This window comes from Pseudomonas sp. FFPRI_1 (assembly GCF_055384485.1).
Window position 1 is genome coordinate 5,971,706 of the sequence record NZ_AP029168.1, and the last position, 25,565, is coordinate 5,997,270.

General features: G+C 61.2%; 23 protein-coding genes and 1 pseudogene. 6 read left to right on the top strand and 18 right to left on the bottom strand.

All coding sequences use genetic code 11. The annotated features are described in order from the left end of the window. Window positions 1-5: 5 nt before the first annotated feature. The 12 genes from ACZ5BO_RS26530 to ACZ5BO_RS26585 all read right to left on the bottom strand — a co-directional run bounded on the left by ACZ5BO_RS26530 (window position 6) and on the right by ACZ5BO_RS26585 (window position 12,491). Window positions 6-293, bottom strand: coding sequence for a hypothetical protein (locus ACZ5BO_RS26530; RefSeq protein ID WP_025126950.1), 288 nt, complete (start codon window positions 291-293; stop codon window positions 6-8). Window positions 294-349: 56 nt separating this feature from the next. Beyond that, window positions 350-1,696 (bottom strand): N-succinylarginine dihydrolase, encoded by a 1,347-nt coding sequence (gene astB / locus ACZ5BO_RS26535; protein ID WP_464696981.1) that lies wholly within the window; start codon window positions 1,694-1,696, stop codon window positions 350-352. Between the two features lie 141 nt (window positions 1,697-1,837). Continuing rightward, window positions 1,838-3,307 carry a succinylglutamate-semialdehyde dehydrogenase gene (astD, locus tag ACZ5BO_RS26540; RefSeq protein WP_464701387.1) on the bottom strand — a complete coding sequence of 490 codons (1,470 nt, stop codon included), beginning with the start codon at window positions 3,305-3,307 and terminating at the stop codon, window positions 1,838-1,840. Beyond that, window positions 3,304-4,329: an arginine N-succinyltransferase gene (astA, locus tag ACZ5BO_RS26545; RefSeq protein ID WP_025126947.1), complete on the bottom strand. Its 1,026-nt coding sequence runs from the start codon at window positions 4,327-4,329 to the stop codon at window positions 3,304-3,306. Before astA ends, astD begins: the two co-directional genes overlap by 4 nt. An 84-nt stretch (window positions 4,330-4,413) precedes the next feature. Further along, complete coding sequence (gene aruF, locus ACZ5BO_RS26550) at window positions 4,414-5,433, bottom strand: arginine/ornithine succinyltransferase subunit alpha (protein WP_025126946.1); 1,020 nt, start codon at window positions 5,431-5,433, stop codon at window positions 4,414-4,416. Window positions 5,434-5,566: 133 nt separating this feature from the next. Beyond that, window positions 5,567-6,787, bottom strand: coding sequence for an aspartate aminotransferase family protein (locus tag ACZ5BO_RS26555; RefSeq protein ID WP_025126945.1), 1,221 nt, complete (start codon window positions 6,785-6,787; stop codon window positions 5,567-5,569). 455 nt (window positions 6,788-7,242) lie between these two features. Further along, the gene (gene argR / locus ACZ5BO_RS26560) at window positions 7,243-8,223 is read right to left on the bottom strand and encodes a transcriptional regulator ArgR (protein ID WP_025126944.1); all 981 of its coding nucleotides are present in this window, start codon (window positions 8,221-8,223) and stop codon (window positions 7,243-7,245) included. 113 nt (window positions 8,224-8,336) lie between these two features. After that, window positions 8,337-9,101, bottom strand: a complete 765-nt coding sequence (locus tag ACZ5BO_RS26565; protein WP_025126943.1) for an ABC transporter ATP-binding protein — start codon at window positions 9,099-9,101, stop codon at window positions 8,337-8,339. 23 nt (window positions 9,102-9,124) lie between these two features. Beyond that, window positions 9,125-10,237: a succinylglutamate desuccinylase/aspartoacylase family protein gene (locus ACZ5BO_RS26570; RefSeq protein ID WP_025126942.1), complete on the bottom strand. Its 1,113-nt coding sequence runs from the start codon at window positions 10,235-10,237 to the stop codon at window positions 9,125-9,127. Window position 10,238: 1 nt separating this feature from the next. Continuing rightward, window positions 10,239-10,937, bottom strand: coding sequence for an ABC transporter permease (locus ACZ5BO_RS26575; RefSeq protein WP_025126941.1), 699 nt, complete (start codon window positions 10,935-10,937; stop codon window positions 10,239-10,241). Next, window positions 10,934-11,623, bottom strand: coding sequence for an ABC transporter permease (locus ACZ5BO_RS26580; protein ID WP_016968104.1), 690 nt, complete (start codon window positions 11,621-11,623; stop codon window positions 10,934-10,936). Before ACZ5BO_RS26580 ends, ACZ5BO_RS26575 begins: the two co-directional genes overlap by 4 nt. 91 nt (window positions 11,624-11,714) lie before the next feature. Continuing rightward, window positions 11,715-12,491 carry an ABC transporter substrate-binding protein gene (locus ACZ5BO_RS26585; RefSeq protein ID WP_025126940.1) on the bottom strand — a complete coding sequence of 259 codons (777 nt, stop codon included), beginning with the start codon at window positions 12,489-12,491 and terminating at the stop codon, window positions 11,715-11,717. A 101-nt stretch (window positions 12,492-12,592) separates the two neighbouring features. On the opposite strand from ACZ5BO_RS26585, the gene ACZ5BO_RS26590 reads away from it, so the two are divergent. Next, a complete protein-coding gene (locus ACZ5BO_RS26590; protein ID WP_157838057.1) occupies window positions 12,593-12,841 on the top strand; it encodes a hypothetical protein in 249 nt (82 codons plus the stop codon). Window positions 12,842-13,179: 338 nt separating this feature from the next. Here the strand turns inward: ACZ5BO_RS26590 and acs are convergent, their stop codons facing one another. Next, window positions 13,180-15,135: an acetate--CoA ligase gene (acs, locus tag ACZ5BO_RS26595; RefSeq protein ID WP_025126939.1), complete on the bottom strand. Its 1,956-nt coding sequence runs from the start codon at window positions 15,133-15,135 to the stop codon at window positions 13,180-13,182. Window positions 15,136-15,546: 411 nt separating this feature from the next. Between acs and ACZ5BO_RS26600 the strand changes: the two genes are divergently transcribed. Both ACZ5BO_RS26600 and ACZ5BO_RS26605 read left to right on the top strand, forming a co-directional pair. Beyond that, window positions 15,547-15,810, top strand: coding sequence for a DUF2790 domain-containing protein (locus ACZ5BO_RS26600; RefSeq protein ID WP_081818601.1), 264 nt, complete (start codon window positions 15,547-15,549; stop codon window positions 15,808-15,810). Between the two features lie 751 nt (window positions 15,811-16,561). Continuing rightward, on the top strand, window positions 16,562-17,809 hold the full coding sequence (locus ACZ5BO_RS26605; RefSeq protein ID WP_025126937.1) for a ribonucleotide-diphosphate reductase subunit beta: 1,248 nt from the start codon (window positions 16,562-16,564) through the stop codon (window positions 17,807-17,809). Window positions 17,810-18,122: 313 nt separating this feature from the next. Here the strand turns inward: ACZ5BO_RS26605 and ACZ5BO_RS26610 are convergent, their stop codons facing one another. Then, window positions 18,123-18,836, bottom strand: a complete 714-nt coding sequence (locus tag ACZ5BO_RS26610) for an acid phosphatase (RefSeq protein WP_464696983.1) — start codon at window positions 18,834-18,836, stop codon at window positions 18,123-18,125. 438 nt (window positions 18,837-19,274) lie between these two features. On the opposite strand from ACZ5BO_RS26610, the gene ACZ5BO_RS26615 reads away from it, so the two are divergent. Beyond that, window positions 19,275-20,255: a hypothetical protein gene (locus ACZ5BO_RS26615; protein ID WP_464696984.1), complete on the top strand. Its 981-nt coding sequence runs from the start codon at window positions 19,275-19,277 to the stop codon at window positions 20,253-20,255. Between the two features lie 6 nt (window positions 20,256-20,261). On the opposite strand, the pseudogene ACZ5BO_RS26620 reads toward ACZ5BO_RS26615, so the two are convergent. Together ACZ5BO_RS26620 and ACZ5BO_RS26625 are read right to left on the bottom strand one after the other, a co-directional pair. After that, a pseudogene (locus ACZ5BO_RS26620) lies at window positions 20,262-21,461 on the bottom strand (hypothetical protein). 120 nt (window positions 21,462-21,581) lie between these two features. After that, window positions 21,582-22,397: a sulfite exporter TauE/SafE family protein gene (locus ACZ5BO_RS26625; RefSeq protein ID WP_464696985.1), complete on the bottom strand. Its 816-nt coding sequence runs from the start codon at window positions 22,395-22,397 to the stop codon at window positions 21,582-21,584. A 113-nt stretch (window positions 22,398-22,510) separates the two neighbouring features. Here ACZ5BO_RS26625 and ACZ5BO_RS26630 point away from each other — a divergent pair, with 113 nt between their 5' ends. Next, a complete protein-coding gene (locus ACZ5BO_RS26630) occupies window positions 22,511-23,302 on the top strand; it encodes an AraC family transcriptional regulator (RefSeq protein ID WP_464696986.1) in 792 nt (263 codons plus the stop codon). Window positions 23,303-23,408: 106 nt separating this feature from the next. After that, on the top strand, window positions 23,409-23,726 hold the full coding sequence (locus tag ACZ5BO_RS26635; RefSeq protein ID WP_464696987.1) for an XRE family transcriptional regulator: 318 nt from the start codon (window positions 23,409-23,411) through the stop codon (window positions 23,724-23,726). On the opposite strand, the gene ACZ5BO_RS26640 is transcribed toward ACZ5BO_RS26635, so the two are convergent. Both ACZ5BO_RS26640 and ACZ5BO_RS26645 read right to left on the bottom strand, forming a co-directional pair. Further along, entirely contained in the window at window positions 23,708-24,265 is a 558-nt protein-coding gene (locus tag ACZ5BO_RS26640; protein ID WP_464696988.1) for an AAA family ATPase, read from the bottom strand. The two genes, ACZ5BO_RS26635 and ACZ5BO_RS26640, sit on opposite strands and share 19 nt — an antisense overlap. An 84-nt stretch (window positions 24,266-24,349) precedes the next feature. Next, window positions 24,350-25,408 (bottom strand): MBL fold metallo-hydrolase, encoded by a 1,059-nt coding sequence (locus ACZ5BO_RS26645; protein ID WP_025126929.1) that lies wholly within the window; start codon window positions 25,406-25,408, stop codon window positions 24,350-24,352. Between the last annotated feature and the right edge of the window lie 157 nt (window positions 25,409-25,565).

A 25,565-nucleotide genomic window follows, 5' to 3' on the forward strand; every position in this document is an offset into this window, starting at 1 on the left:
CTTCCTTAGTGAGCGTGGCCGCAGTCAGGGCCGTGCACGTGATCTTCGTCACCGGCGTCGGCCGGCTCCATTTCCAGTTGCAGGCTGACCAGGTTGGTCGCCAGTGGGCGCAGCAGCAGGCTGGCGTATTCCGCGTCACCCTCCTCCACGTCCACGCCGATCAGCAGTTGGCCGCGGCCGTCCTGCTGGATCCACACTTCCTTGCCCTGCCACAGCACGGCGAAGCGGGTGCAGGAAGTTTCCAGCTGAGTGCCGTCGGTGTCTTCAAGGATCAGCTGCAGGGTATCGCTCATGGGTCAGTTCTCATCTGGGGTGAAGCTGCGCGCCCGGTATCGCCGGGCGCGGGCTTTCAATTGATCTGGAAGGGATAAACCGCGCCCAGTTTAAGGATCTGGGTCAGTTCATCCAGTGCCGTCCGGCACTCAAGCAGCAACTGCGGGTCCGCCAGGTCGCTTTCGCTGAGGCGGTCACGGTAGTGCTTGCCGACCCACTGGGTCAGGGTGTCGTACAACGGCGCGGTCATGATAACCCCGGGATTGACCGCGGCCAGCTCAGTTTCATTGAGCGCCACGCGCAAGCGCAGGCATGCCGGGCCACCGCCATTCTGCATGCTCTGCTTGAGGTCGAAGACCTTCACCTCACGAATCAGGCCACCGGAGCTGGTGAGGCCTTGCAGGTATTGCCAGACTCGTTCGTTGCCCCGGCACTCTTCCGGCACGATCAACAGCATCGAGCCGTCGGCACGGGACAGCAGCTGGCTGTTGAACAGGTAGGAGCGCACAGCGTCTTCCACTGTCACCTGCGAGCGCGGCACGCAGATCGACTGGAAGTTGCCGCCGCGCTTGCCCAGCTTGCCTTGCAGCTCGGCAAGCATCTTCTCGGTCTCGAGGAACGCGTCCTCGTGATAGAACAGCACCTCGCCATTGCCCACCGCGATCACGTCGTTGTGGAACACGCCCTGGTCGATCACCGAAGGGTTCTGCTGGACATAGACCACGCCCTCCTCGCTCAGGCCATGCAGCCGAGCCACCGCCTGGGAAGCTTCCAGGGTCTGGCGCGCCGGGTACTTCTGCGGCGCCGGGTAGCGAGTATCGAAAGCACTGCGACCGAAGACGAAAAACTCCACGCCGGCCTCGCCATAGTCACGGCAGAAGCGCGTGTGGTTGGCCGCACCTTCATCGCCGAACTGCGCCACCGCCGGCAAGGCCGCGTGATGAGCGAAGTGCTTCTGGTCGGCGAACATCGCCCCCAGCACACGGCTGGTGGTCGGGTGCTCGATGCTGCGGTGGTACTTGCAATTGAGGTTGGCAGCTGTGAAATGCACGCGGCCGTCGGCGGTGTCGGCACTCGGACTGACCGTGGCGGCGTTGGCCACCCACATGCTCGAAGCCGAGCAACTGGCAACCAGCAGTGGCATCGCCTGCTTGGCGGCTTGCTGGATGACCTGGGCGTCTGTTCCGGCAAAACCCAGGTTGCGCAGGGCGGCCACGTCCGGGCGCTCTTGCGGGGCGAGCACGCCTTGCTGGAAGCCCATTTCCATCAGCGCTTTCATTTTCGCCAGGCCTTGCAGCGCCGCTTCCCTGGGATTGGAGCCTTGCTGGCTGTTGCTCTGGGAGGCGACGTTGCCGTAGGACAAACCGCCATAGTTATGGGTCGGCCCCACTAGCCCGTCAAAATTGACTTCATAGGATTTCATCAGCGAGGCTCCACGAATCTGTTGTTATCGGCATCAGTTTCCACACATCGCGAGCGCGTAGCGCTCGACCGCCAGCAACCGCCCCCCAAGGGAGCTGGCCTGCCGGCAATGAGACCCAAAGGGCCTCCCCGCACACTCAAATCAGGACAGGCGCACGCCCGGCGTCAGCGCCGCGGGCAATACCAGACTCGGGGTTTCCAGGGACGCCACCGGGTACGCGCAATAATCCGCCGCGTAATAGGCACTGGCCCGATGGTTGCCCGAGGCCCCCACCCCACCGAATGGCGCGCTGCTGGCGGCACCGGTCAACTGCTTGTTCCAGTTGACGATGCCGGCACGGCTCTCCAGCCAGAACTGCTGATAGCGTTCGGCGGAATCCGACAACAGGCCGGCGGCCAGGCCGTACTGGGTGTTGTTGGCCTCGGCGATCGCGCCATCGAAATCAGCGTAGCGGATCACCTGCAGCAAGGGTCCGAACAACTCTTCATCCGGGCGCTCGGCCACCGCCGTGACATCCAGGATGCCCGGGGTCAGCAAGGCCGCCTGGGCCTGGGGCTGGGTCATTTCCAGCAAGGCCACGGCGCCGTTGGCCAGCAATTGTTGCTGGGCGTCCATCAATGCCCGGGCGGCGCCCAGGGAAATCACCGAGCCCATGAACGGTGCAGGCTGCTGATCAAACGCGCCCACGTCGAGGGTCGCGCTGACCGCCACCAGGCGCGCCAGCAATCCATCACCCCAGGCGCCTTGCGGCACCAGCAGGCGACGAGCGCAGGTGCAACGCTGGCCAGCGGAGATAAAGGCTGACTGGATGATGGTGTACACCGCAGCGTCCAGGTCGGCGACCTGCTCCACCACCAGTGGATTGTTGCCGCCCATTTCCAGGGCCAGGATCTTGTCCGGGCGCCCGGAGAACTGCTGATGCAGATGGTTGCCAGTACGGCTCGAACCGGTGAAGAACAGACCGTCGATCCCCGGATTGGCCGCCAGGGCGATACCGGTTTCCCGAGCACCTTGCAGCAGGTTCAGCACGCCTGCCGGCAGTCCGGCCTCGATCCAGCACTGCACCGTCAGCTCGGCGACTTTCGGCGTCAGTTCGCTGGGCTTGAACAGCACGCTGTTACCGGCCAGCAGCGCCGGCACGATATGCCCATTGGGCAGGTGGCCGGGGAAGTTGTAGGGGCCGAACACCGCCACCACGCCATGGGGCTTGTGCCGCAGCACTGCCGTCGCGTCGCCCAGCGGGCCACTCTTCTCGCCGGTGCGTTCACGGTAGCTCTGCACCGAGATGGCGATCTTGTTGACCATGCTGGTGACTTCGGTGGCGGCTTCCCACAAGGGCTTGCCGGTTTCCTCACCGATGCAGCGGGCCAGTTCGTCGGCTCGGCCTTTCAGGCTGGCGGCAAAGGCTTCGAGCACGCTGATGCGTTCCTCCAGGGAACGCTTGGCCCAGGCCGGAAACGCCTGGCGGGCTGCCTGCACGGCACTCTCGACTTGCGCGGCAGTGGCGCCGTTACCGGACCAGATGACCGCCTGGGTCACCGGATTGACCGAGGTAAAGGCCTCGCCCTGGCCAGCCAGCCATTGGCCGGCGATGTACAGCGTGCTCATTATTTCGACTCCCGGGAAGCAGACAGCGGAACCGCGCGGACCTGGTCGCCGGCGTTGAGTTGCAGGCGCTTGGCGGTCAACGGATCGACTACCAGGGTACCCGCGGCAAAGCGTGCCGGCGCCGCGGTGATGCGGCAGTCCTCGCGTTTACGGTTGTGGATCAGGAACGGCGTGGCGTCGTCGCCCGGTGTGCCGATCGCCAGCACCAGCGCCTGGCTGTCGCGCACCGCGCGGATCTTGCTGGTCTCGCACTCCACCGCCGGGCCGGCGTCGAAGATGTCGACGTAGCCTTGATAGCTGAAGCCTTCGCTCTTGAGCATGGCCAGGGCCGGCTCGGTATCGGTGTGGACCTGGGCAATGACGTTGCGTGCATCCTCGGAAAGGAAGCAGGTGTAAAGCGGGAACTTGGGCATCAGCTCGGCGATGAAGGCCTTGTTGCCGACACCGGTGAGGTAGTCCGCCTGGCTGAACTCCATCTTGAAGAAGTGTCGGCCCAGGCTTTCCCAGAACGGCGAACGACCGTTTTCATCGGACATGCCACGCATTTCGGCAATGATCTTGTTGCCGAACAGTTGCGGGAACTCGGCGATGAACAGCATCCGCGCCTTGGCCAGCATGCGGCCATTGAGGCCATTGCGGTAATCGGCATGCAGGAACAGCGAACACAGCTCGGACTTGCCGGTCAGGTCGTTGGCCAGGAACAGCGTCGGGATCTCGCGGTAGATGTTCAGCTCCTGGGAAGCGCTGACCGTCAGCCCCACTCGGAAGTTGTACCAGGGTTCGCGCAGGCCGACAGCCCCGGCGATCGCGGAAATGCCCACCACCCGGCCATTGTCGTCTTCCAGCACGAACAGGTAGTCCGCGTCGCCGCGCTCGGCTTCGCCGCGAAAGGTCTTTTCCGCCCAGCCAACCCGGTGGGTCAGGCGCTCTTCGTTGGCCGGCAAGGTGGTCAGGCCGGTGCCGGTGCTGCGGGCCAGGTCGATCAGCGCGGGTAAATCGCTGCTGCGTACGGGACGAACGATCATGCTATCTCCTCAGACGAAGGCCGCTGACGGCCCCCGCGAAACTCGCTGTTTCCAGGCTTGCTTTCCAGTCAGTGGAAGCAGGCGTTAAACCGCCACCAGGCGCACACTGGCACCCTCGCCGACACCCAGGGCTTCGGCCGCCTCCAGGTCCAGGGTCACCGGCTTGCCGGGCGCGTAATCCAGCTCCAGCAGCACTGCACGGTAATCCTGCAACTGGCCGTTGGACACCAGGTACTGGCGCCCGCCGCCCTTGGTCGCCTCGCCAATTTTCACCGGCACTACGCGGCTCTGGGCAATCGAGCGAATCCCCGTGACGCGCGCATGCAGGGTCGGGCCACCGTCGAAAATGTCGATGTAGTGATCGGTTTCAAAACCTTCGCGCATCAGGATGTCGAAGGTGATTTGCGCCCGCGGATGCACCTGGCCCATGGCTTCCTGGGCAGCGTCCGGCAGCAGCGGCACGTAGATCGGGTAATGGGGCATCAGCTCGGCGAGGAAGGTCCGGCTCTTCAGCCCGCACAGGCGTTCGGCCTCGGCGTAGTTGAGATCGAAGAAGTTGCGACCGATGGCGTCCCAGAACGGCGAGTCGCCGTGTTCGTCGCTGTAGCCGACGATCTCGGTCACCACCGAGTCGGCGAAGCGCTCCGGGTGGCTGGCGACAAACAGCAGGCGGCCCCGGGAGTTGAGCTCGGACCAGGGCGAACCCACCAGCTCCGGAACCACGTAGAAGCTGGTCAGCAGGCTGTTGCCGGTGAGGTCATGGCACTGCGACAGGACGTGGATCTTGTTGTGGATCTTCAGCTCGCGGGAGGCATGGACGAAGGTTTCATTGCGAAAGCTGTAGAAAGGTTCGGAATAGCCCGCCGAAGCGACAATCGCCGAGCAGCCCACCAGCTTGCCGCTGGCACTGTCTTCGAGGACGAAGAAATAGCTTTCCTCGCCATTGAAGCTCACCTCAGCGGCAAACGAAGCTTCGCTGGCAGCGATCTTGTCGCTCAGGCGGTCCACATCATCCGGCAAGGAGGTGACACCGATCGGGCTGTCTGCAGCCAGACGCTGTACCTCGCCCAGATCAGCCATTTGCGCGGGGCGCATCACCAGCATGGTGTCACTCCTTACTCTAAAACAGGTCGGAAACCGTCCGACTCAGGGAAAAAAATGCCGGGACAACCCGGCACAGGAATTAGGCTCGACGCCGGCCGTCAGAGGCCGGCACCGAGGGGTACCGCCGCCTGGATCAGGCTTGAGTCAGTTTTGCCACGGCACGCTCGAAGCGCTCCAGGCCCTGGTCGATATCGGCATCCTCGACCACCAGGCTCGGGGCGAAGCGCACCACGTCAGGACCGGCCTGCAGGATCATCAGGCCTTCTTTCTCGGCCGCGTTGAACACGTCCTTGGCCTTGCCTTTCCAGGCCTCGCTGAGCACGCAACCGAGCAGCAGGCCCAGGCCGCGGACTTCGCTGAACAGGCCGTACTTCTCACCGATCTGCAACAGACGGGTCTTGAAGCGGTCGTGCTTGGCCTTGACGCCATTCAGCACCTCAGGGGTGTTGATCACATCGATCACCGCCTCGGCCACCGCACAGGCCAGCGGGTTGCCGCCGTAGGTGGTGCCGTGGGTGCCAACCACCAGGTGCTTGGCCAGCGCTTCGGTGGTCAGCATGGCGGCAATCGGGAAGCCGCCGCCCAGGCTCTTGGCGCTGGTGAGGATGTCCGGAGTCACACCGTAATGCTGGTAGGCAAACAGCTCGCCGCAGCGGCCCATGCCGGTCTGTACTTCGTCGAACACCAGCAGCGCATTGTGCTGGTCGCACAGCTCGCGGGCGCCTTGCAGGTAGGCCAGCTCGGCCGGCAGTACGCCGCCTTCACCCTGGATCGGCTCCAGCACCACGGCGCAGGTCTTGTCGGACACTGCAGCCTTGAGGGCCGCCAGATCGTTGTAGGGAACGTGGGTGATGCCGGTGATCTTCGGACCAAAACCATCGGAATACTTGGACTGGCCGCCCACGTTCACGGTGAACAGGGTACGGCCGTGGAAGCTGTTGAGGGCGGCGATGATTTCGTACTTCTCGGCGCCGAAACGGTCATGAGCCACGCGACGGGCCAGCTTGAAGGCGGCCTCGTTGGCTTCTGCACCGGAATTGCAGAAGAAGGCGCGTTCGGCGAAGGTCGCGTCGATCAGCTTGTGGGCCAGGCGCAGGGCCGGCTCGTTGGTGAAGACGTTGGAAACATGCCACAGCTTGCCCGCCTGCTCGGTCAGCGCACCGACCAGCGCCGGATGGGCATGGCCCAATACGTTGACCGCGATGCCGCCGGCAAAGTCGATCAGCTCCCGTCCCGATTGATCCCAGACTCGAGACCCCGCGCCACGCACAGGAATGAAAGCCGCAGGTGCGTAGTTGGGAACCATCACCTGGTCGAAATCGGCGCGTTGCACCGGAGCTTGCTCAACGGACATCGGAGTCTCCTGAAGAGGAACACCCGCCGGAAACTGGCGAGCGATGGAGGGATTGTAAGGACAGTTTTGTGCCCGGCCTTGTCGCCAAGCGACAACTTCTTATAGCGCCAACCCCGGTTTTAAGCGGGTTTATGGCAATGCGACAAATAGCGTCGCAAAGGCGCAGTTTAAACTGCGCACCGCTCCAGCGGCAGGTTTGCCGGGAATTTGATTGCATGAATGATCTGGATAGTTATGAGCTGTGGCAAAGGCTGCACCTCGCCCGCCAGCACCAGCCAACAACCGAGCCGTGCCCCTACCACAGGCGACACCGAAACCTGCAAGCCGCCGGAAAGCACTAGCGCCTCAGCCAGGATGCGACTCACATCGAAGGAATGTCGGCGCCCATGGCCGCGAGTTCATGCAAGGCTGGCGAGAAATAGAACAGCAGAGCCTGGCCGACAGGCCACCAGCCATCAACCGCGCTCGGCAGGCACCGAGGACAGCTCGAACGGACTGCTGCTGCGCCGCTGGTTGCGGTCTTCACGAGGAGTGGCGCCAAAGAAGTTGCGGTAGGCGCTGGAGAAGTGCGGCCCCGAGGAGAAGCCACAGGAAAGGCCGATCTGGATGATCGACTTGCTGGTCTGCATCAACATCTGCCGGGCCTTGTTCAGGCGCAGCTCCAGGTAGTACTGGCTGGGCACGCGATTCAGGTACTGCTTGAAGATCCGCTCCAGCTGTCGTCGCGAAACGCACACATGCTGGGCGATTTCGTCGGTGGTCAGCGGCTCCTCGATGTTCGCCTCCATCAACAGCACGGCCTGGGTCAGCTTCGGATGACTGGAGCCCAGGCGATTCTGCAACGGAATGCGCTGGCGCTCGCCGCCCTCGCGAATGCGCTCCACCACCAGCTCCTCGGAGACGGCACCGGCAAGCTCGGCGCCATGATCCCGAGCCAGCACCGCCAGCAACAGGTCCAGGACCGACATGCCGCCACAGGCTGTCAGGCGATCACGGTCCCAATCGAACAGGTGGCTGGTGGCTATGACCTTGGGAAAGCGCTCGGCAAAATCATCCTGCCAACGCCAATGCACTGCCGCCCGGTAACCATCAAGCAAACCCAGCTGGGCCAAGGGGTATACCCCGGCGGACAGGCCGCCGATCACACAACCGGCACGCACCAGTTGCTTGAGGGCAGCGCTCAGGCCGGAGCTCATCGGCGCCGGCGGCTCATCCGCCAGCAGGAAGAGCTTCTGGCACCCCTCGAGCTTGCCCGCCCAAGGCTCGCCCGGCAGTTGCCAGGCTCCGGGCTCCGCTGCCTCGGCCTGGAGAAAGGCCAGTTCGTAGACCACTTCCGGGTGCACCCGCTGAGCAACGCGCAAGGCCTCCTCGGCCAGCGCCAGCGTCAAGGCTTTAGTGCTGGGCCAAATCAGGAAACCAATTCGATGGGCAGTCATGGCGGGCAATCCGAAACAAAAACAGTGTGAGAGGCCAAGGGCGGCAGCCACCAAATTAGACCATCTGGCGCGCGGTGCGCAGCATGACCTAATTTGGTGCACAACGGGAGCTATTACTTGAGGCTGCCCGAGAGGAATTGTTGCAAGCGTTCTGATTGCGGGTTGACCAGCACTTCCCGCGGGTTGCCGCTCTCTTCCACCACGCCCTTGTGCAGGAACACCAGCTGGTTGGAAACCTCACGGGCAAAGCCCATTTCGTGCGTCACCACCACCATGGTCCGGCCCTCCTGGGCCAGGGCCTGCATGACCTTCAGCACGTCGCCCACCAGCTCCGGATCAAGGGCCGAGGTCGGCTCGTCGAACAGCATGACTTCAGGTTCCATGGCCAGGGCTCGGGCAATCGCCACGCGCTGCTGCTCGCCACCGGACATGTGCCCCGGGTAGGCATCCTTGCGATGGGCCACGCCGACCTTGGCCAGGTAGTGCTCGGCCTTTTCACGGGCTTCAGACTTGGACACGCCCAGTACATGGACCGGCGCCTCCATGATGTTTTCAATCGCGGTCATGTGCGACCACAGGTTGAAATGCTGGAACACCATCGACAGGCGCGAGCGCATGCGCTGCAACTGCTTGGGATCGGCAGCCTTCAGAGCACCGTCCTTGTTGGGCACCAGCTTCAACTCTTCGTTGTTCAGCAGGATCTTGCCGGCATGAGGCTGCTCCAGCAGGTTGATGCAGCGCAGGAAGGTACTTTTGCCGGAGCCACTGGAGCCGATGATGCTGATCACATCGCCAGCCGCGGCCTTCAGGGACACGCCCTTGAGCACTTCATGACTGCCATAGCGCTTATGCAGGTCCTGGACTTCAAGTTTGTACATGCGGTCGGTTCTCACAAAAACAGTCAGTCGTTGAGCAAGCGCCCGTGACGCAGCGCTTCGCGCCCCGCCACCTTGGCCAGCCAGAAACCGGGTTGGGCATAACGCAGCCGCTCAACGGCGAACAACACGCCGCTGGTGCCAGCACACACCGTACTGACCCGATCGGATAGAGGATCAATCACTTCAAAAACCGGCTCGCCCACTTCGACCCAGCTACCGGCTGGACGCAGAAAGCTCACCACGCCGGGATGGGGCGCATACAGCAGTTGCGTACCTTCGAAGGGCATGCCTTCGCAGGCTTCACGCCCGGGCGCCGGCCACTCGCCGGCAATCAGCCCCTGCTCGGCCAGAAACGCCAGGATGCCTTCGGCATGGGCCTCGGCCTGAGGGCGGCCGGTGTCAGCCTGGCCGCCCAACTCAAGGGTGGTCGCCAGGCAAGCCAAGGGGATCTGCGCCTCGGGGAACTGTCGCGACAGGCGCAGCCAAGGCAGTGAACAGGCCTCGTCGAACGAACTGCCGCCGGAGTCTTCCGCCAGCAGGCCAACCCGTACATCCAGGTGCGCCGCCAGGGAACGCCACTGCGGCCAGTGCTGCGGCAAGGCATACATGTGCAGGGCCGCTTCGGCATCGCAATGCAGGTCCAGCACCACATCAGCGGTGCAGGCATGCCCCAGGAGCACACGTTGCAGGCCCTGCAACTGACTGGACGCCGGAGGCAGCTCGGCCAACACCTCGGCCATGGCCTGGCGGACCAGGCGCACATTGGCGTGCGGATCATCCCCCAGGCGCCCTTCCAGGCGCCGGCCAACCGGCTCGCTCAACTCGACGAAGTCACGGTTGAAGTTCTTGCCGCTGCCAGCCTCGAAACGCCCCTGGTGATTGCCTTGCAGCAACTGCCCCAGGCCCAGCGGATTGGCCACCGGCACCAGCTCGATGACGCCGTTGAGGAGGCCCTGGGCTTCCAGCTCGGCCAGGCGCTTCTTCAGCTCCCAGGCGGTGCGCATGCCGGGCAGTTCGTCAGCGTGCAGGCTGGCCTGGATATAGGCCTTGCGCTCGCCGCTGCCGAAACGGAACACCGAGATGCTGCGCTCGCTGCCCAGGTGATTCCAGGGCAATGGATGATCAATACGTTGCATGTCAGTGCTTCCGCGGCGCCAGGTAACGCAGCCAGCGGCCTTCGGCCAGCTTGAACAGGCGCACCAGGATAAAGGTCAGGCACAGGTAGAACACGCCGGCAGTGATGTAGGCCTCGAATGGCAGGTAGTACTGCGCGTTCACCGTACGTGCAGCACCGGTGATGTCGATCAGGGTGACGATGGACGCCAGACTGGTGGTCTGCAGCATCATGATCACTTCGTTGCTGTACTGCGGCAGCGCCCGGCGCAGGGCCGATGGCAGGAGAATCCGGCAGTACATCTTGTAGCGCGACATGCCCATGGCCTTGGCCGCCTCGATCTCGCCATTGGGCGTGGCCTTGAGGCTGCCGGCGATGATTTCAGCGGTGTAGGCGCTGGTGTTGACGGCAAAGGCCAGGCAAGCACAGAAGGTCGCGCTGGACAGCCATGGCCAGAGGAAACTCTCGCGCACCGCTTCGAACTGGGCCAGGCCGTAGTAGATCAGGAACAACTGCACCAGCATCGGCGTGCCGCGGATCACGTAGGTGTAGAGCCACGCCGTCATGTTCACCAATGGCTGCTTGGAAACCCGCATCAGACCCAGAGGCAAGGCCACCAGCAAGCCGAAGAACAGCGACAGCGCCAGCAGCTTGAGGGTGGTCATCAGGCCGCTGAAATACAGCGGCAAGGCGTCATAGATGACGTTGTAGTCGAAGATCATAGATCAGCCGCCCTTACGCCTACCGAGTAGCGCTTCTCAAGGTGACGCAATGCCAGCAGCGAGACACTGGTGATCACCAGGTACATGGCCGCCACTGCGAGGAAGAAGGTGAAAGGCTCGCGGGTGGCATCTGCCGCCTGCTTGGCCTTGAACATCATGTCTTGCAGGCCCACCACGGAAATCAGCGCGGTGGCCTTGGTCAGCACCAGCCAGTTGTTGGTGAAGCCGGGAATTGCCAGGCGAATCATCTGCGGCACCATCACCCGGAAGAACACCTGGAAGCTGCTCATGCCGTACGCCATGCCGGCTTCCGCCTGGCCCTTGGGGATTGCCATGAAGGCGCCACGGAAAGTTTCCGACAGGTAGGCCCCGAAGATGAAGCCCAGGGTGCCGATCCCGGCAGCCAGCGGATTGAGATCGATGTAGTCGTCGTAGCCCAGCAGCGGCGCCACGCGATTGAGCAGGTCCTGACCGCCGTAGAAGATCAGCAGGATCAGCACCAGGTCGGGAATACCCCGGATTACCGTGGAATACAGGTCGCCCAGCCAGGCCAGCCAGCGCACCGGCGAGAGGCGCAGCGCGACCCCGATCAGACCCAGAACTATGGCCAGGGCCATGGACGACAAGGCGAGCTGAAGCGTCAGCCAAGCGCCATCGAGGATGACAGCCCCGTAGCCTTTCAACATGATTCAGGTCCTCGAAAATTGGGATGAAAAAATGGCGCAAACTTCAGAGATTCTGCTGCTTGCGCCATCTCGGACTGACTGTTTCGACGCTTTACTTGCCGTAAATGTCGAAGTCGAAGTACTTGTCCTGGATTTGCTTGTACTTGCCGTTCTCACGAATGGCAGCGATGGCGGCGTTGATCTTGTCCAGATTGGCCTTGTCGCCCTTGCGCACGGCGATCCCTACGCCGTCGCCGAAGTATTTGACGTCGGTGAAGGCCGGCCCCACAAAGGCGAAGCCCTTGCCGGCATCAGTCTTCAGGAAGCCGTCATTCAACAGCGTAGCGTCCGCCACGGTACCGTCGAGGCGACCGGCGGCCACGTCCAGGTAGATTTCGTTCTGCGAGCCATAAGGCTTGATCTGAGCCCCCAGGGGCGCCAGGACTTCACGGGCGAAACGCTCATGGATCGAGCCGCGCTGCACACCGATGTTCTTGCCCTTGAGCTCGGCCAGGCCGTCGCTGATCTGGGTGCCGGACTTCATCACCAGGCGCGCCGGGGTGTTGTAGTACTTGCCCGTGAAGTCCACGGACTTCTTGCGATCGTCAGTGATCGACATGGACGAGAGGATGGCGTCGATCTTGCGCACTTTCAGTGCCGGGATCAGACCATCGAACTCCTGCTCGACCCAGACACACTTGACCTTCATCTCTTCGCACAGGGCGTTGCCGATGTCGTAGTCGAAACCGACGATGCTGCCGTCCGGAGCCTTGGAGGCAAACGGAGGGTAAGCCGCTTCGATACCAATTTTCAGGGGCTTTTCATCGGCGAAAGTCGGCAGGGAGAGCACGGACAGTGCCAGGGCGCCAAGAAGCACGAGTTTCTTCATCTTAGAACTCCATCGGTAAAGGGCGAAAACGGCAAAGTGAGCGACTGCCCAATATGCGAGTGAGTGGAACAGCAATAGCGGCGCTGCGTCCCGGGAAGCCCGTGAAGGGTTCACACACAGGCAACGACAAGCGAGTGACCGGCATTCTAACGACAGGCTGGAAGCCGATATTTCCTCAATGCGACAACAAATTACAGAAGCATCGAGAATGCCGGGCCAGCACATTGACAGCTCTTGAGTTTTATGCAAGAGCAAAAGACAGTGAACCGATCTATGCTGCAAATTGCGGGCCTATTATTGGCAAAGCCTTCTATCCCGGCAAGCGCAGCGTGATGACTTATTTTTCATAGGGGTATAAAAAGCCCTGAGATGGCGCCTGGCGTTTCCCATTGCCCCGAAAACGGGCGGGCGGTGTCACCGTCAATGGCTTCGGTAACATTCAGACCTGCCTGCGGGACAAATCCGATATTTATTTATTGCCACAAGCCCGTTGCTGTCGCCACCCGGGGCTGCGATCGAGCTGGGTGATTCCTCTGCAGTGGGCGCGCTAGAGCCCCCTCCGACACTTCACTGGGCCTGACCCGGCCCACGCCACGGGCAGTCGTCACTGAAACGATCCTTCCAAGGCGCCATAAAAAAGCCCCGCCCGGCACAAGGCCGAGCGGGGCTCGATGACTCCGAACGCGCCTCAGGCGACGTTCATGGTCTTGTGGGTATCGATCAGGTGCTGGACCACACTCGGGTCGGCCAGGGTGGAAATATCCCCCAGACCGTCGTACTCCGCCGTGGCGATCTTGCGCAGGATTCGGCGCATGATTTTCCCGGAGCGGGTTTTCGGCAGGCCCGGCGCCCACTGGATGACATCCGGCGAGGCAATCGGACCGATCTCCTTGCGCACCCAGTTCTTCAGTTCCAGGCGCAACGCTTCGTTCGGCTCCTCACCGCCATTGAGGGTTACATAGACATAGATGCCCTGGCCCTTGATGTCGTGAGGCACCCCCACCACCGCCGCTTCCGCGACTTTCGGGTGGGCAACCATGGCGCTCTCGATTTCGGCGGTGCCCATGCGGTGCCCGGAAACGTTGAGCACGTCGTCGACGCGGCCAGTGATCCAGTAGTAACCGTCCTCATCGCGACGGGCGCCGTCACCGGTGAAGTACATGCCGCGGAAGGTTTTGAAATAGGTGTCGACGAAACGATCATGGTCGCGGTACAGGGTCCGCGCCTGGCCCGGCCAGGAATCGAGAATCACCAGGTTGCCCTCGGCCGCGCCTTCGATGATGTTGCCCAGGTTGTCCACCAGGGCCGGCACCACGCCGAAGAACGGACGGGCAGCGGAGCCCGGCTTCAGGGCATGGGCACCCGGCAGCGGGCTCATCAGGGTGGCGCCGGTTTCGGTCTGCCACCAGGTATCGACGATCGGGCAACGGGATTGACCGACGTTCTTGTAGTACCAGTCCCAGGCTTCCGGGTTGATCGGCTCGCCCACCGAGCCCAGCAGGCGCAGGCTGCTGCCATCGGCGCCTTCGCAGGCAGCAGTGCCCGAGGCCATCATGGCGCGGATCGCGGTCGGTGCAGTGTAGAGGATGTTGACCTTGTGCTTGTCGACGATCTTCGCCACCCGGGTCACGTCCGGATAGTTGGGCACGCCTTCGAACAGCACGGTGGTGGCGCCATTGGCCAGCGGACCATAGACGATATAGGTGTGGCCGGTGACCCAGCCGACGTCGGCGGTGCACCAGTAGACTTCACCCGGACGGTAGTCGAACACCCGCTCATGGGTCAGCGACGCATACAGCAGGTAGCCGCCGGTGGTGTGCTGCACCCCCTTGGGCTTGCCGGTGGAGCCGGAGGTATAGAGGATGAACAGCGCCTCTTCGGCCCCCATCTCTTTCGGTGCGCAAACGCTGCCTGCCACCTTCATCAGGTCTTCGTACCAGATGTCGCGATGCTGGTTCCACTTGATGTTGCCACCGGTGCGCTTGCACACGATGACCTTCTGGATGCTGTTGGTTTCCGGGTTGGTCAGGGCGTCGTCGACATTGGCCTTGAGCGGGACCTTCTTGCCGGCACGGATGCCTTCATCCGCGGTGATCACCACTTTCGAACGGCAGTCGATGATGCGGCCAGCCAGAGCTTCCGGCGAGAAACCGCCAAACACCACCGAGTGGATCGCGCCGATACGGGTACAGGCCAGCATGGCCACCACGGCTTCGGGAATCATCGGCATATAGATAGTCACCACGTCGCCGCGGTGCACATCTTGACCACGCAGGGCGTTGGCGAACTTGCAGACTTCTTCATGCAGTTCGCGGTAGGTGATGTTGCGGCTTTCGGAAGGGTCGTCGCCCTCCCAGATGATCGCCAACTGATCGCCACGTTCAGCGAGATGGCGATCCAGGCAGTTGTAGGAGACGTTCAGGGTGCCATCGGCGAACCACTTGATGTCGACATGATGGTCGTCGAAGGAGGTCTGCTTCACCGTGGTAAAAGGCTTGATCCAGTCGAGGCGCTTGGCCTGCTCACGCCAGAAACCGTCCGGGTTCACGACCGACTGCTGGTACATGGCCTTGTAGGTCGCCTCGTCAGTCAGCGTATTGGCCAAAACCTCGGGACGAACGGGATACAGAGAAGCCGCACTCATCTTTCTTACCTCGGTGACATAGTTGTTTTTGTATGACCCCGTTGTAGCCGGGGGGCGCCTATAGAACCATTCGACGATGGTAGTAACAACCCCCTACAAAATGCCTCGGTATTTGTCGCAGCCCTTCAAGCACGCCGCTTACAGCATTGTTCGCCACCAACAAAAATGTTCCGTACCCGCCTTTTTCAGTGGTTTTCCGGCGATTGTTACAAAAACTGTCAAAGGTGTTTATCAAAACCACGCCTATATGAGCGCCGCCCCCAGGCCTAAAATCAGCTCCGCCAAACAGGCAAACTGATTAACCAGGTTACAGCCCCCACGAAGGCCGTTAATCAAACTTCTACTCAAGTTCCACACGCAGCCCCACAAAGGCTGCGTGACCCCACACGACCTTAGAAAGGTAAACAGCAAATGAAAGCTTTATTAGTTCTGGCCCTCAGCAGTCTGTGCGTTACAGCAATGGCTGACGAGATCCCGACTGATGTCGCCAACCAGCAAGTACCGGTAGAGGAATACACTTACTCCACCGATCTGGATATCGCCAAAGTTATCTCCATGAGCGAAGTTCCAGAAGTCTGTGAAGTTGTACCAGCCCGCATGGAATATGAAGACTCCCAAGGCCAGCGGCATATTCTTCAATACCGCGTCATGGGTAACGGTTGCTCTAACGGCTGATACCGAAGTTCATTGCACAGCCCCTGATGACTGCCGGCCGCAAGAAATCCCTCTTGCGGCAAAGATGCCCCGACACTCGCGCCTACATTTGACTGGCCTGGGCATCCCTCCATCGACGTGCGACCACGGCAATCGCACGCACTCACTCCTCGGATCCTCGATGCGCCCACGCAGCGAACTGACGCCTGCATGAGCATCAGCAGCAACGACCTCGCCTGTCTCGAACCCGCCCCCATTAGGGCACGCTTCATGGCAATTCCAGGGCTCGAATTCGGCCGATTTGACTTGTGTCAAAAACAGGAAAACCGCTTGCAAAAACACAACATCTAGTAAAATTGGCTATTTTTTGGCCATTTCTGGGATTTTTTTTCGAGGGCAAAAAAAAATCTTCGACGGCCAAAGCCTTGTAAACCCGCGCTCTGCCCTCAGTCCCTCCCCTTCTCGGGCCTGCCTGCGCCCATCGGTCGCCCCACGGCCCTGAAAATATCCTTATAATGCGTCCTCAAAACGGGCCTGCAACATTCCCTTACCGGATGCAAACCACCTGCTGAATTCCGCGCAGGAGCCGATAGCCTCAGCTCCGCCCGACAGCAGCCGCAGGGCTCCCGGACACGAATTTCTGTTTATTGCCTGCGTTCACTGCTGCAACAAACGATTTCTTATGATTTAACGCGGCCGGTAGCGCCGTGTGAAAAGCCAACCCTTTAGTTTTCACACGGGCATCTGGCCCTCAAGCAGGAGACGACACGTCATGCTGAGCTGGGACGAATTCGACAAAGAAGAAGGCGAAGTTGCAGTCAAGGGCGCCAACGCCGGCCACGCTTCTGAAGCCAACATGGACCGCCTCGACAGTGCCGGCGGTGCCGCTGCTCTCGAAGCCCGCGCCGTGACCGCCAACGACTCCGCTGCCGTGGCCCGCGCCAAGGCGTCTCTGGACCAGCTCGACATCGCCGAAGGCCTGGCCGAGCTGGAAGGCTCTTCCGCCCGCGTCGCGGTTGATGAAAAGCGCATGATCAACTGCCGCGCCGACCTCAACCAACTGGTGCCGTTCAAGTATGACTGGGCCTGGCAGAAGTACCTCGACGGTTGCGCAAACCACTGGATGCCGCAAGAAGTCAACATGACCGCCGACATCGCCCTCTGGAAAAACCCGGAAGGCCTGACCGACGACGAGCGCCGCATCGTCATGCGCAACCTGGGCTTCTTCTCCACCGCCGACTCCCTGGTTGCCAACAACCTGGTACTGGCCGTGTACCGCCTGATCACCAACCCGGAATGCCGCCAGTACATCCTGCGCCAGGCGTTCGAAGAGGCGATCCACACCCACGCCTACCAGTACTGCATCGAATCGCTGGCCATGGATGAAGGCGAGATCTTCAACATGTACCACGAGATTCCATCGGTCGCGAAGAAAGCTGCCTGGGGCCTGAAGTACACCCGTTCGATCTCTGATCCGAAGTTCGAAACCGGCACCGTCGACACCGACAAGGAACTGCTGCGCAACCTGATCGCCTACTACTGCGTTCTGGAAGGCATCTTCTTCTACTGCGGCTTCACCCAGATCCTGTCCATGGGCCGCCGTAACAAGATGACCGGCGTTGCCGAACAGTTCCAGTACATCCTGCGCGACGAATCCATGCACCTGAACTTCGGTATCGACGTGATCAACCAGATCAAGATCGAAAACCCGCACCTGTGGGATGCCGAGATGAAGGAAGAGGCGACCCAGATGATCCTCCAGGGCACTCAACTGGAAATCGAATACGCTCGCGACACCATGCCGCGCGGTGTACTGGGCATGAACGCCGCGATGATGGAGGACTACCTCAAGTTCATCGCCAACCGTCGCCTGTCGCAGATCGGCCTGAAGGAAGAGTACCCGGGCACCACCAACCCGTTCCCATGGATGAGCGAGATCATGGACTTGAAGAAAGAGAAGAACTTCTTCGAGACCCGCGTGATCGAGTATCAGACTGGCGGTGCGCTGAGCTGGGATTGATCTGCGAACTCCCCATTCATGAGTGAATGGGTGAACCAGCTGAAAAAGCCCTGACCTGGTCAGGGCTTTTTATTGGACGAAAGAAACATCCGCAGCCTGCCTTGCGCCTAGGGAGCTTTTTGTCTCCTGGCTTCAGATGCCCCTCCCCCAGGCGGCCTGAGGCCAACCGTGCACGGCGCCCACCTGTGTCGTTCTGCAAACGCCGCGAACGGCTCTCGGGACAAGCCGGCCTTGCTGGCCTCATTCAGGTAGTCGTCACTCGGCAGAACGCACAAAACCGAAGATCCCGACCCAGGCCACCCCGTGCAACCGTTCACTGCGCCACAACAAGGTTGCTGCGCAGCTCAGCCTTCACCCGTTCAAAATCCAGAGCAGCCTGCGGGTCAGCAAGCAACCTTGCCACCAGCACCGCCGCGCCTATTTGCCCACCCTCCAGGTCGCTGGGGAAATGGACTCCGGCGATCACCCGGCTCTGCGCATTGACCTGTGCACGCTGGAACAAGACGCTGCGTTTTTCCGGCAAGGCCATGCCAAGCAAGGTTGCATTGAGGTATCCATTCATCGAGTGGCCACTGGGGTAGGAGTCGCCCTCTGGGGGAGGCAATACAGCCTTGACCAGAGACGACGCCTCATAGGGACGCGGACGACCATAAGCCCGCTTGGCCGGCATCAGGCACTGCACCAGATCTTCCTGTGCCCGACGAAAGAAGGCCTGGGTCAAAGGCAGACGTTCGACACTGAAGCCTTCCCCAAGGGCTTCCCGGGCAAAATGAAACACGCTGTCCTGCCACTCGTCATCCTGCTGAACCTGGCGTACCTGTTCGCTGCTGCGCACCGCCTGGGCTGCCAGGACCGCTTGCAGATCCCTCTGCTGAAGTGGCGAATCACCGGCCGGTGGCGGCGGCAGGTAGTCGACAAGCAGAAGCCGATCGGCCGGCAGATAAGGCAGCGTTGCCGGCTCCGCCAGCACCAGCCCTGAACAACACAAGGCCATGAACAACAGTACTGAGCGCATCACACTAGGCATATCGAGGTCCTCGTTATAGTGAGGGGAATAGTCGTGGCGTCTATTCCCGCCGGACTTTATTCATCACTCCGGTGCCTCTTTATCAGCCATTTCTGCAAAGCTTACTTGTCCCTCCTTGCCAGTGGCATGACGCTCTCTGCCATTATTTCCAGGGTTAAACGGGGCTGTATTTTCAGCCTCGGGATTATGTAGGACTCCTATCTAAATCATGAGAGTTATATTAATTAAGCCTGTAAGAAATTTCGTAAAAACCTAAAGAATTAGTACCTAACCCCACGAACTTCTTACCCTCGACAAATACCTTGGACAGTAATAATGACTGGAGTCTTGCCTTGATCAAGGCGCGGCTGCAGCTGGCAGGCCTGCATAAATAATATGTACAGGCATCAAGGCCGACCGCTATAAAGACCCTTTCTCTGCTCAGGGACCCAAGCCCCCATGAAATTCGATACCGCCTACTGCATCAGCCTCGACGACAAGCTGTCGATCTATGACGTGCGGGATCTGAATTTCGATGAAACGGTGGTCTTCGATTCAGCCAGGGAAAGCTTCCAGTGCCCCAACGATGAATGCCGTGCGGCGTTCACTGCCAGCAATGGCCTGGGCACCTTCAATGCCAAGAACGTCAACTACATCCGTACGCCGCACTTCAAGAATCTGCCAGGGACGCTTCATATAGAAGGTTGCCCCTATGGCGTCAGCAAAGGCCCCGGCAGCGCGGAAGGCAGGTTGACCGAGGATGATCGCGAGGAGCACTTTCCTTCGGAACTGCTGCTGACCCGCCGCGAGTACGTACGCCAACCCGCCAGCCCGACAAACGCGCCGGACGCACCGCGGGACACCCCGCCCATCGGCGCCCCCAGCACTCATGGGCCCCACGCGGGGCGCGACAGCACCCCGGACAAGACCAGCGTCTTCGCCCATCCGGTGGAATGTTTTGTGTCGAATATCGACGACAAGGAACTGCTCAAGCGCATGCCGCTGAAGATCGGCGAGCACACGGCGTCCTATGCCTCGTTCTTCAAGAAGATCGAGTACCTGCAGGACAACAAGGGGCTGGTGTACTGGGGCAAGATCAAGGAGATCAAGGATTACACCCAAAGCTTTCGTATCGATTTCGAACAGAAGGTCTGGTTCAAGGCAGACGGCGAATCCAGGAAGAAGCCCTATTCGGTCAATGTCTACCTGAGCAAGAAGCTGATCGAGAACTACCGCAAGCACAAGGCGTTCCTGATGGAGATCAAGAACGCCATCGACAGCGACAAGGCTCTGTACTGCTTCTTCTATGGCGTCACCCCGGCGCTCAAGCAGGTACCGAGCAAGAAAAACCCCGACGCCACCTTCGGGGTATTCAGCGCCAATATCGATAACCTCGATCACCTGATCATTCGTGAAGCACCAGGGCTCGATGCACAGTGATCGGCGTCAGCGCTTGGGCAACTCCAGGGCCACGGCTCCGGGGTGTTTGCTGATGATGGAATAAGGCAGCAGTGCCCAGTCCGGGCCGTCGCAAGCCCTTTCCACTCGAGGGAAGTAAGCCTTGATGAAAAGCCCCTTGGGGGTGAAGTACCAACTGTTATCGCCCCAGACGTTTTCGTCGCTGTAGTTGCAACCATCCTCCGGGCTGGCCGGCTCGCGCATCTCATTGGGATACAGGGCCGTAAATTGCTCGACCAGCCATGGCGACAACTGTTCCCGGTTGTAGGCGAAGAGGGCTTTGCGCTCGGCCTCGGTGAGGCTTGGGTCGCCCTGGGTGGTACGGTCGCTGTGCACTATCGGCTTGCCCTGCCCGACCCACAGCACATCGGTCAGGGACAGTGGGTGAGCGCTGTTCACATCGATATTCAGCGGCGAATCACCAAAGTCCGGATGGGCACCACCACAGGAATAGCTGGTGGCAATATTGACGCTGAGTACCGCCGACGAGAAGAACTGCGGCTTCACTGTCTGCATGAACTCCCCTTCCTGAGAGCCCGCACCCAGCATGCATTCGTGGTAGGCCGTCACGTCTCCCCACAAACGCTCCATCAGCAGTAGATTGAGCTGCTGCTGTTGCGCCTCGGGGTAGCCGTCAGTGACCTTGAACATCGACAGTTTGGACTCGGGTTCGGTCCACCATTGCAGGGTGTAACCCATGAACTTCTGCTGCTTGCCCGGCTTGAGGGGCAAGCCTTGCAAACGCAGGTATTCGTACAAGTCGCTCTGCTACAACCGCACCAGGTATGGCGGTGCATCAGGCTGGGGCGCCTCGGCCTGGGCCGGCGACAGCTGGACATCGAGGGTCTTGCCCTTGGGGCTTTGCCACTGGCCCTGCCAGCCATTGGCAGTCTGCTGCAAGGTGAACCTGGGCAGCTGCGGCTGATGCTCGCCGTAGGATTCGTTCCCCTCACGCAACGCCAGCGACTGTCCCTGGCGCAGGCCGTTGAGCGCCAGGTCACGGTGATACTTGCGATAGAAGTAGCGGCCGGTGACCTGCTGGGCATCGCCGCGACTGATCTCCAGCACGATCGGCATCTTGCCCAGGGTGCCGCTGAAGACCTGTTGCGAGGACGAGGCCTGTACGCTCGACAGCAGGGCCGAGAACAGCAGGACGCCGACGATCTGGCGCATCAATCCTTTGAACATGGAAACTCCCTTGACTGAAAAGTCGGCACCGCCGCCAGCGAAGCCAGGGCCTTGCGCAAGCACTGGACAATTATGAACCGCAGATCCGCGACAATCGAGCCGCCCACCGTGACGCCCCTATCATTTCAGGCACATCGACAGCAGCACCATCAACAACAGGCCGACGTAAACCCGAGCATGCACGCGGTCAGGAATACGGCCGATCCAGGGCGTGGCCAGGCGTATGCCCAGCAACGAGCCGAGGGTCAGCAGCGAGAACGCCAGCAGGTCGACGTAACCGATGAACCAGGGCCCCAGATCGAATCGACTGAAACTCGCCAGGGCCATGTAGGTGGCAGTTCCCGCCAGGGCCACCGGCACGCTCAAGGGATTGGCCATGGAGGTGGCCTGGGTCATGCTCAGGCCACAGCGGCGCAGTAACGGGACGGTCATGACGCTGCCACCCACGCCGAGAAAGGTGGCGACCAAGCCTATGCCTGTACCCCCCAAGCAGGTTTCCCGGGCCCCCAGGCGACGCGCCGTCCGCCCTTCAGGCTGCTCAAGAAAGCCACGACGCAACAGGCAATCGACAATGGTGACCCCCAGGTAGGCGATAAAGGCATGGCGGATGACCTCACCACTGACCCACATAGCCACCGCCGCGCCGAGCATTGCTCCCAGGCCGATGTAACCGCCCAGTGGCCACAGGTAGTGACGAATGAGATTACCCGCACGCTGGTGCCGACGGCTGGCGACCAGGGCATTGACGATCATCACGCACGTCGAGGTGGCTACCGCGATGTGCATCGCCGACTGTCCCGCTGCCGAATCAGCACCCTGGCTGCCCAGCAGCATCCAGTACAGCAAGGGCACCACCACGAAGCCGCCGCCAAAACCGAACAGCACGGCGCTAATACCGGTCATGCAACCAAAGAGAGCCAGCAGCAGATAGAACATCGAGCAGCGTCCGTCGGGGAAAAGGTTGCCCACAATAGAACGCCCGCACTTGGCCGACTTCAGCAAGTTAGCCAATAATGTTTGCGTTTACGCCAGATAGGAGCCCTGTCGGCATGCGTAATATCTCCATCGAACACCTGGACCAGACTCCGCGCCCGGTGCTGGCCATCGGCACCGACTATGCCGACGGGCAGCGCCTGCCACGCCATCGCCACCGACGGGCGCAGTTACTGTATGGCGCCACCGGCGTCATGCAAGTGGGCACCGATCAGGGCAACTGGGTGGTGCCGCCACAACGTGCGGTCTGGATCCCGCCCGGGGTGGAGCATGAGGTACTGATGCTCGGGGTCAGCACCCGCAGCCTGTACATCGAGCCTCTCGCAGCGCCTCTGGACAGCAGCCAGTGCCGGGTCATCAACGTCTCGCCGTTGCTGCGCCAACTGCTTCTGGAGGCGGTAGAGATGCCTCTGGAATACGATCAGGACGGGCGCGACGGGGTTTTGGTGGCGTTGCTGCTGCACGAACTGCAGCGCAGCACCCCGTTGCCGCTGCACATTCCCTTGCCTGCTGCCGGCCCCCTGCTGGAGCTGTGCCAGGCCTTTCTCGCACGACCGAATATCCACCAGTCCCCCGAAGTTTGGGCAGACCGGCTGCACATCAGTGTGCGCACCTTCAACCGCTGGTTTCGCCAGCACACGGGTATGAGTTTCATTGAATGGCGACAACAGGCCTGCGTGATCCTGGCTCTGGCGCGGCTGGCGGCGGCGGAACCGGTGACACGAATCGCCCTGGACTTCGGCTATGACAGCCCCGGGGCATTCTCCACCATGTTTCGTCGCGTGCTGGGGCATTCCCCCAGTACCTACTTGAGTCAGGCGGACCCTGGCCGGGGCAAAACCTTGTGACCAAAGGCCCCCGCAAAGGCAAAAAATGAGTTTGATCCGGGACGCAAACAACTGTACAAATAACCAGTACAAACCCATTGCATTGCCCACCCTCCCGGAGAAAACCATGGCGTCTCTAGCGATGAAAATCACCCTGGAACGTATCGCCCTCTATCAGTTCACCCCGCAGCACTGTAGCCAGGCCCGCGACATGCTGGGCTGGGACATGGACCAACTGTCCCGCGAGTCGGCGGTCTCGGTGCAAGCCATCCAGCGCTTCGAGGCCGGTTACGAGGTCCGCGATGTCACCCGACTGGCCCTGGCATTCTGTCTTGAAGCCCGGGGCCTGGTGTTCTTCCCCGGCTTCACGCCTGGCCGGGGCATGAACATCAAGGGCGCCACCCCCAACCCTATGGAGCGCCCCGACTACGCCATGCTCGAGTGATCCAGCGCCTTGAGCAGTTGCTCACGCAGGGCCCGCACACCAAGGTCGGTCGAATCCAGGCGGATGACCGGGCAAACCAGGCTCTTGATCCAGGTTTCATGGCGACGCAGGCTGCGAGTCCCATGGCCCCCGGCGTCGTAACCTGCCGCCCAGTCGAGGAAAGCCTGGGTCGCGGCAAACCGCTCGCCGCCTTCGAAGATCTGCGCGCCGTAACGCTGAAACTCACGCGCACGCAAGCGTTGCAAACGGACCTCAGGGTCCAGCTGCACCAAGACTGCCAGGGTAAAGCTGGGAATCAGCAGGTCTCCCCAGCCACAGAGAGAGCCGGACAACACCCAGTCCGGCTCCACCAGCACCTGGGTCTGCAACCTGTGGACCCGTTCATCCCGGGGCCGCCGGCAACTGAAGGGCTGGGCGCTGGGTTGCCAGTAGAAATCGTCGGAATCAAAGTGCCGACAACGCAAGTGCTCGGCTAGCGCCCGGCCCAGGGTCGTGGTTCCAGACCCGGAGGCACCGAAGATATGAACTCTGTTGGCCATGAGGCAGCTCCGTGGCAGAGAACGTCCATCAGACTTCTACAGCCTTGGCCGATCCTTGCCCAGAGCACAAGCTTGCAAGCAGGATCAAGCGGACTCGACGCCCGCCTGCTCCAGTGCCCCCTCGACCTCCAGCCACCAGGCCCCTCCCCGCTGAGGCTGTGCCAGGCTGAAGGCCTCTCCCATCTGCGGCGTGGTGATGTTGATGCTGCGCTCCCAGGCCAGGGCCAGGATGCGGTCGAAGGGTTCATGCCAGGCGTGCATCGCCAGGTCGAAGGTACCGTTGTGGATCGGCAGCAGCCAGCGGCCTTGCAGGTCGATATGGGCCTGCAGGGTTTGCTCCGGCTGCATGTGCACATGGGGCCACTCGACGTTGTAGGCACCGGTTTCCATCAGGGTCAGGTCAAACGGCCCGTATTGCTGGCCAATGCGTTTGAAACCATCGAAATAACCGGTATCGCCACTGAAGAAGATCCGTGTCGGCCCATCGATCATGACCCAGGACGCCCACAGGGTGTGGTTGCCATCGAACAGGCCGCGCCCGGAGAAATGCTGCGACGGCGTGGCGACAAAACAGACGCCTTCGACTTCACAGCCTTGCCACCAATCCAGTTGCCGGACCTTGGCTGCCGGCACCCCCCACTTGATCAGGGTATCTCCCACCCCCAGAGGGGTCAGGAAGTGCCGAGTCTTGTTGGCCAGGGTCAGCACCGTCTGGTGGTCCAGATGATCGTAATGATCATGGGACAGGATCACCGCCTCGATCTCCGGCAGTGCTTGCAGACTGATGGGCGGCTGATGAAAGCGTTTCGGCCCGGCCCACTGCACCGGCGACGCACGTTCGGCAAATACCGGGTCGGTGATCCAGAACTTGTCGCGCATCTTCAGCAACACCGTGGAATGCCCCAGGCGGAAGACACTGTGATTGGGAGCCGCCAGCAACTGCTCGCGCGTCAGCGGCTGCACCGGGATGGCGCCCGCCGGACGGGTATTGCGTGGTTTGTGGAACAGCATGTTCCAGAAGATCCGCAGGGTCTTGCCAAAACCTGCACGACTCACCGGTGCATGATTGCGGTAGGCCCCCTGCTCCTGGCGAGAGGTTTGCGGGCGGGGAGCCTGGGCGGCTCGGGACGAAATAGTGGCCATGACTGAAATGACTCCATGGAACGCGGCAAGGTTCCTAGGTTGTTCTGCAAGAAGATCTATTGGCCAAGGCACGCAAGCATCAGCCGCCAATCGTCGTTTTCAAGATGAACTACACTACACAGTGTAGTTTCTACATTGCAACAGAATTAAGACGAAG

Coding starts and splice junctions, on each gene's coding strand:
- ACZ5BO_RS26530 (WP_025126950.1), bottom strand. CDS start 293: ATGAGCGATACCCTGCAGCTGATCCTTGAAGACACCGACGGCACTCAG.
- astB (WP_464696981.1), bottom strand. CDS start 1,696: ATGAAATCCTATGAAGTCAATTTTGACGGGCTAGTGGGGCCGACCCAT.
- astA (WP_025126947.1), bottom strand. CDS start 4,329: ATGATCGTTCGTCCCGTACGCAGCAGCGATTTACCCGCGCTGATCGAC.
- aruF (WP_025126946.1), bottom strand. CDS start 5,433: ATGCTGGTGATGCGCCCCGCGCAAATGGCTGATCTGGGCGAGGTACAG.
- ACZ5BO_RS26555 (WP_025126945.1), bottom strand. CDS start 6,787: ATGTCCGTTGAGCAAGCTCCGGTGCAACGCGCCGATTTCGACCAGGTG.
- argR (WP_025126944.1), bottom strand. CDS start 8,223: ATGACTGCCCATCGAATTGGTTTCCTGATTTGGCCCAGCACTAAAGCC.
- ACZ5BO_RS26565 (WP_025126943.1), bottom strand. CDS start 9,101: ATGTACAAACTTGAAGTCCAGGACCTGCATAAGCGCTATGGCAGTCAT.
- ACZ5BO_RS26570 (WP_025126942.1), bottom strand. CDS start 10,237: ATGCAACGTATTGATCATCCATTGCCCTGGAATCACCTGGGCAGCGAG.
- ACZ5BO_RS26575 (WP_025126941.1), bottom strand. CDS start 10,937: ATGATCTTCGACTACAACGTCATCTATGACGCCTTGCCGCTGTATTTC.
- ACZ5BO_RS26580 (WP_016968104.1), bottom strand. CDS start 11,623: ATGTTGAAAGGCTACGGGGCTGTCATCCTCGATGGCGCTTGGCTGACG.
- ACZ5BO_RS26585 (WP_025126940.1), bottom strand. CDS start 12,491: ATGAAGAAACTCGTGCTTCTTGGCGCCCTGGCACTGTCCGTGCTCTCC.
- acs (WP_025126939.1), bottom strand. CDS start 15,135: ATGAGTGCGGCTTCTCTGTATCCCGTTCGTCCCGAGGTTTTGGCCAAT.
- ACZ5BO_RS26600 (WP_081818601.1), top strand. CDS start 15,547: ATGAAAGCTTTATTAGTTCTGGCCCTCAGCAGTCTGTGCGTTACAGCA.
- ACZ5BO_RS26605 (WP_025126937.1), top strand. CDS start 16,562: ATGCTGAGCTGGGACGAATTCGACAAAGAAGAAGGCGAAGTTGCAGTC.
- ACZ5BO_RS26610 (WP_464696983.1), bottom strand. CDS start 18,836: ATGCCTAGTGTGATGCGCTCAGTACTGTTGTTCATGGCCTTGTGTTGT.
- ACZ5BO_RS26615 (WP_464696984.1), top strand. CDS start 19,275: ATGAAATTCGATACCGCCTACTGCATCAGCCTCGACGACAAGCTGTCG.
- ACZ5BO_RS26625 (WP_464696985.1), bottom strand. CDS start 22,397: ATGTTCTATCTGCTGCTGGCTCTCTTTGGTTGCATGACCGGTATTAGC.
- ACZ5BO_RS26630 (WP_464696986.1), top strand. CDS start 22,511: ATGCGTAATATCTCCATCGAACACCTGGACCAGACTCCGCGCCCGGTG.
- ACZ5BO_RS26635 (WP_464696987.1), top strand. CDS start 23,409: ATGGCGTCTCTAGCGATGAAAATCACCCTGGAACGTATCGCCCTCTAT.
- ACZ5BO_RS26640 (WP_464696988.1), bottom strand. CDS start 24,265: ATGGCCAACAGAGTTCATATCTTCGGTGCCTCCGGGTCTGGAACCACG.
- ACZ5BO_RS26645 (WP_025126929.1), bottom strand. CDS start 25,408: ATGGCCACTATTTCGTCCCGAGCCGCCCAGGCTCCCCGCCCGCAAACC.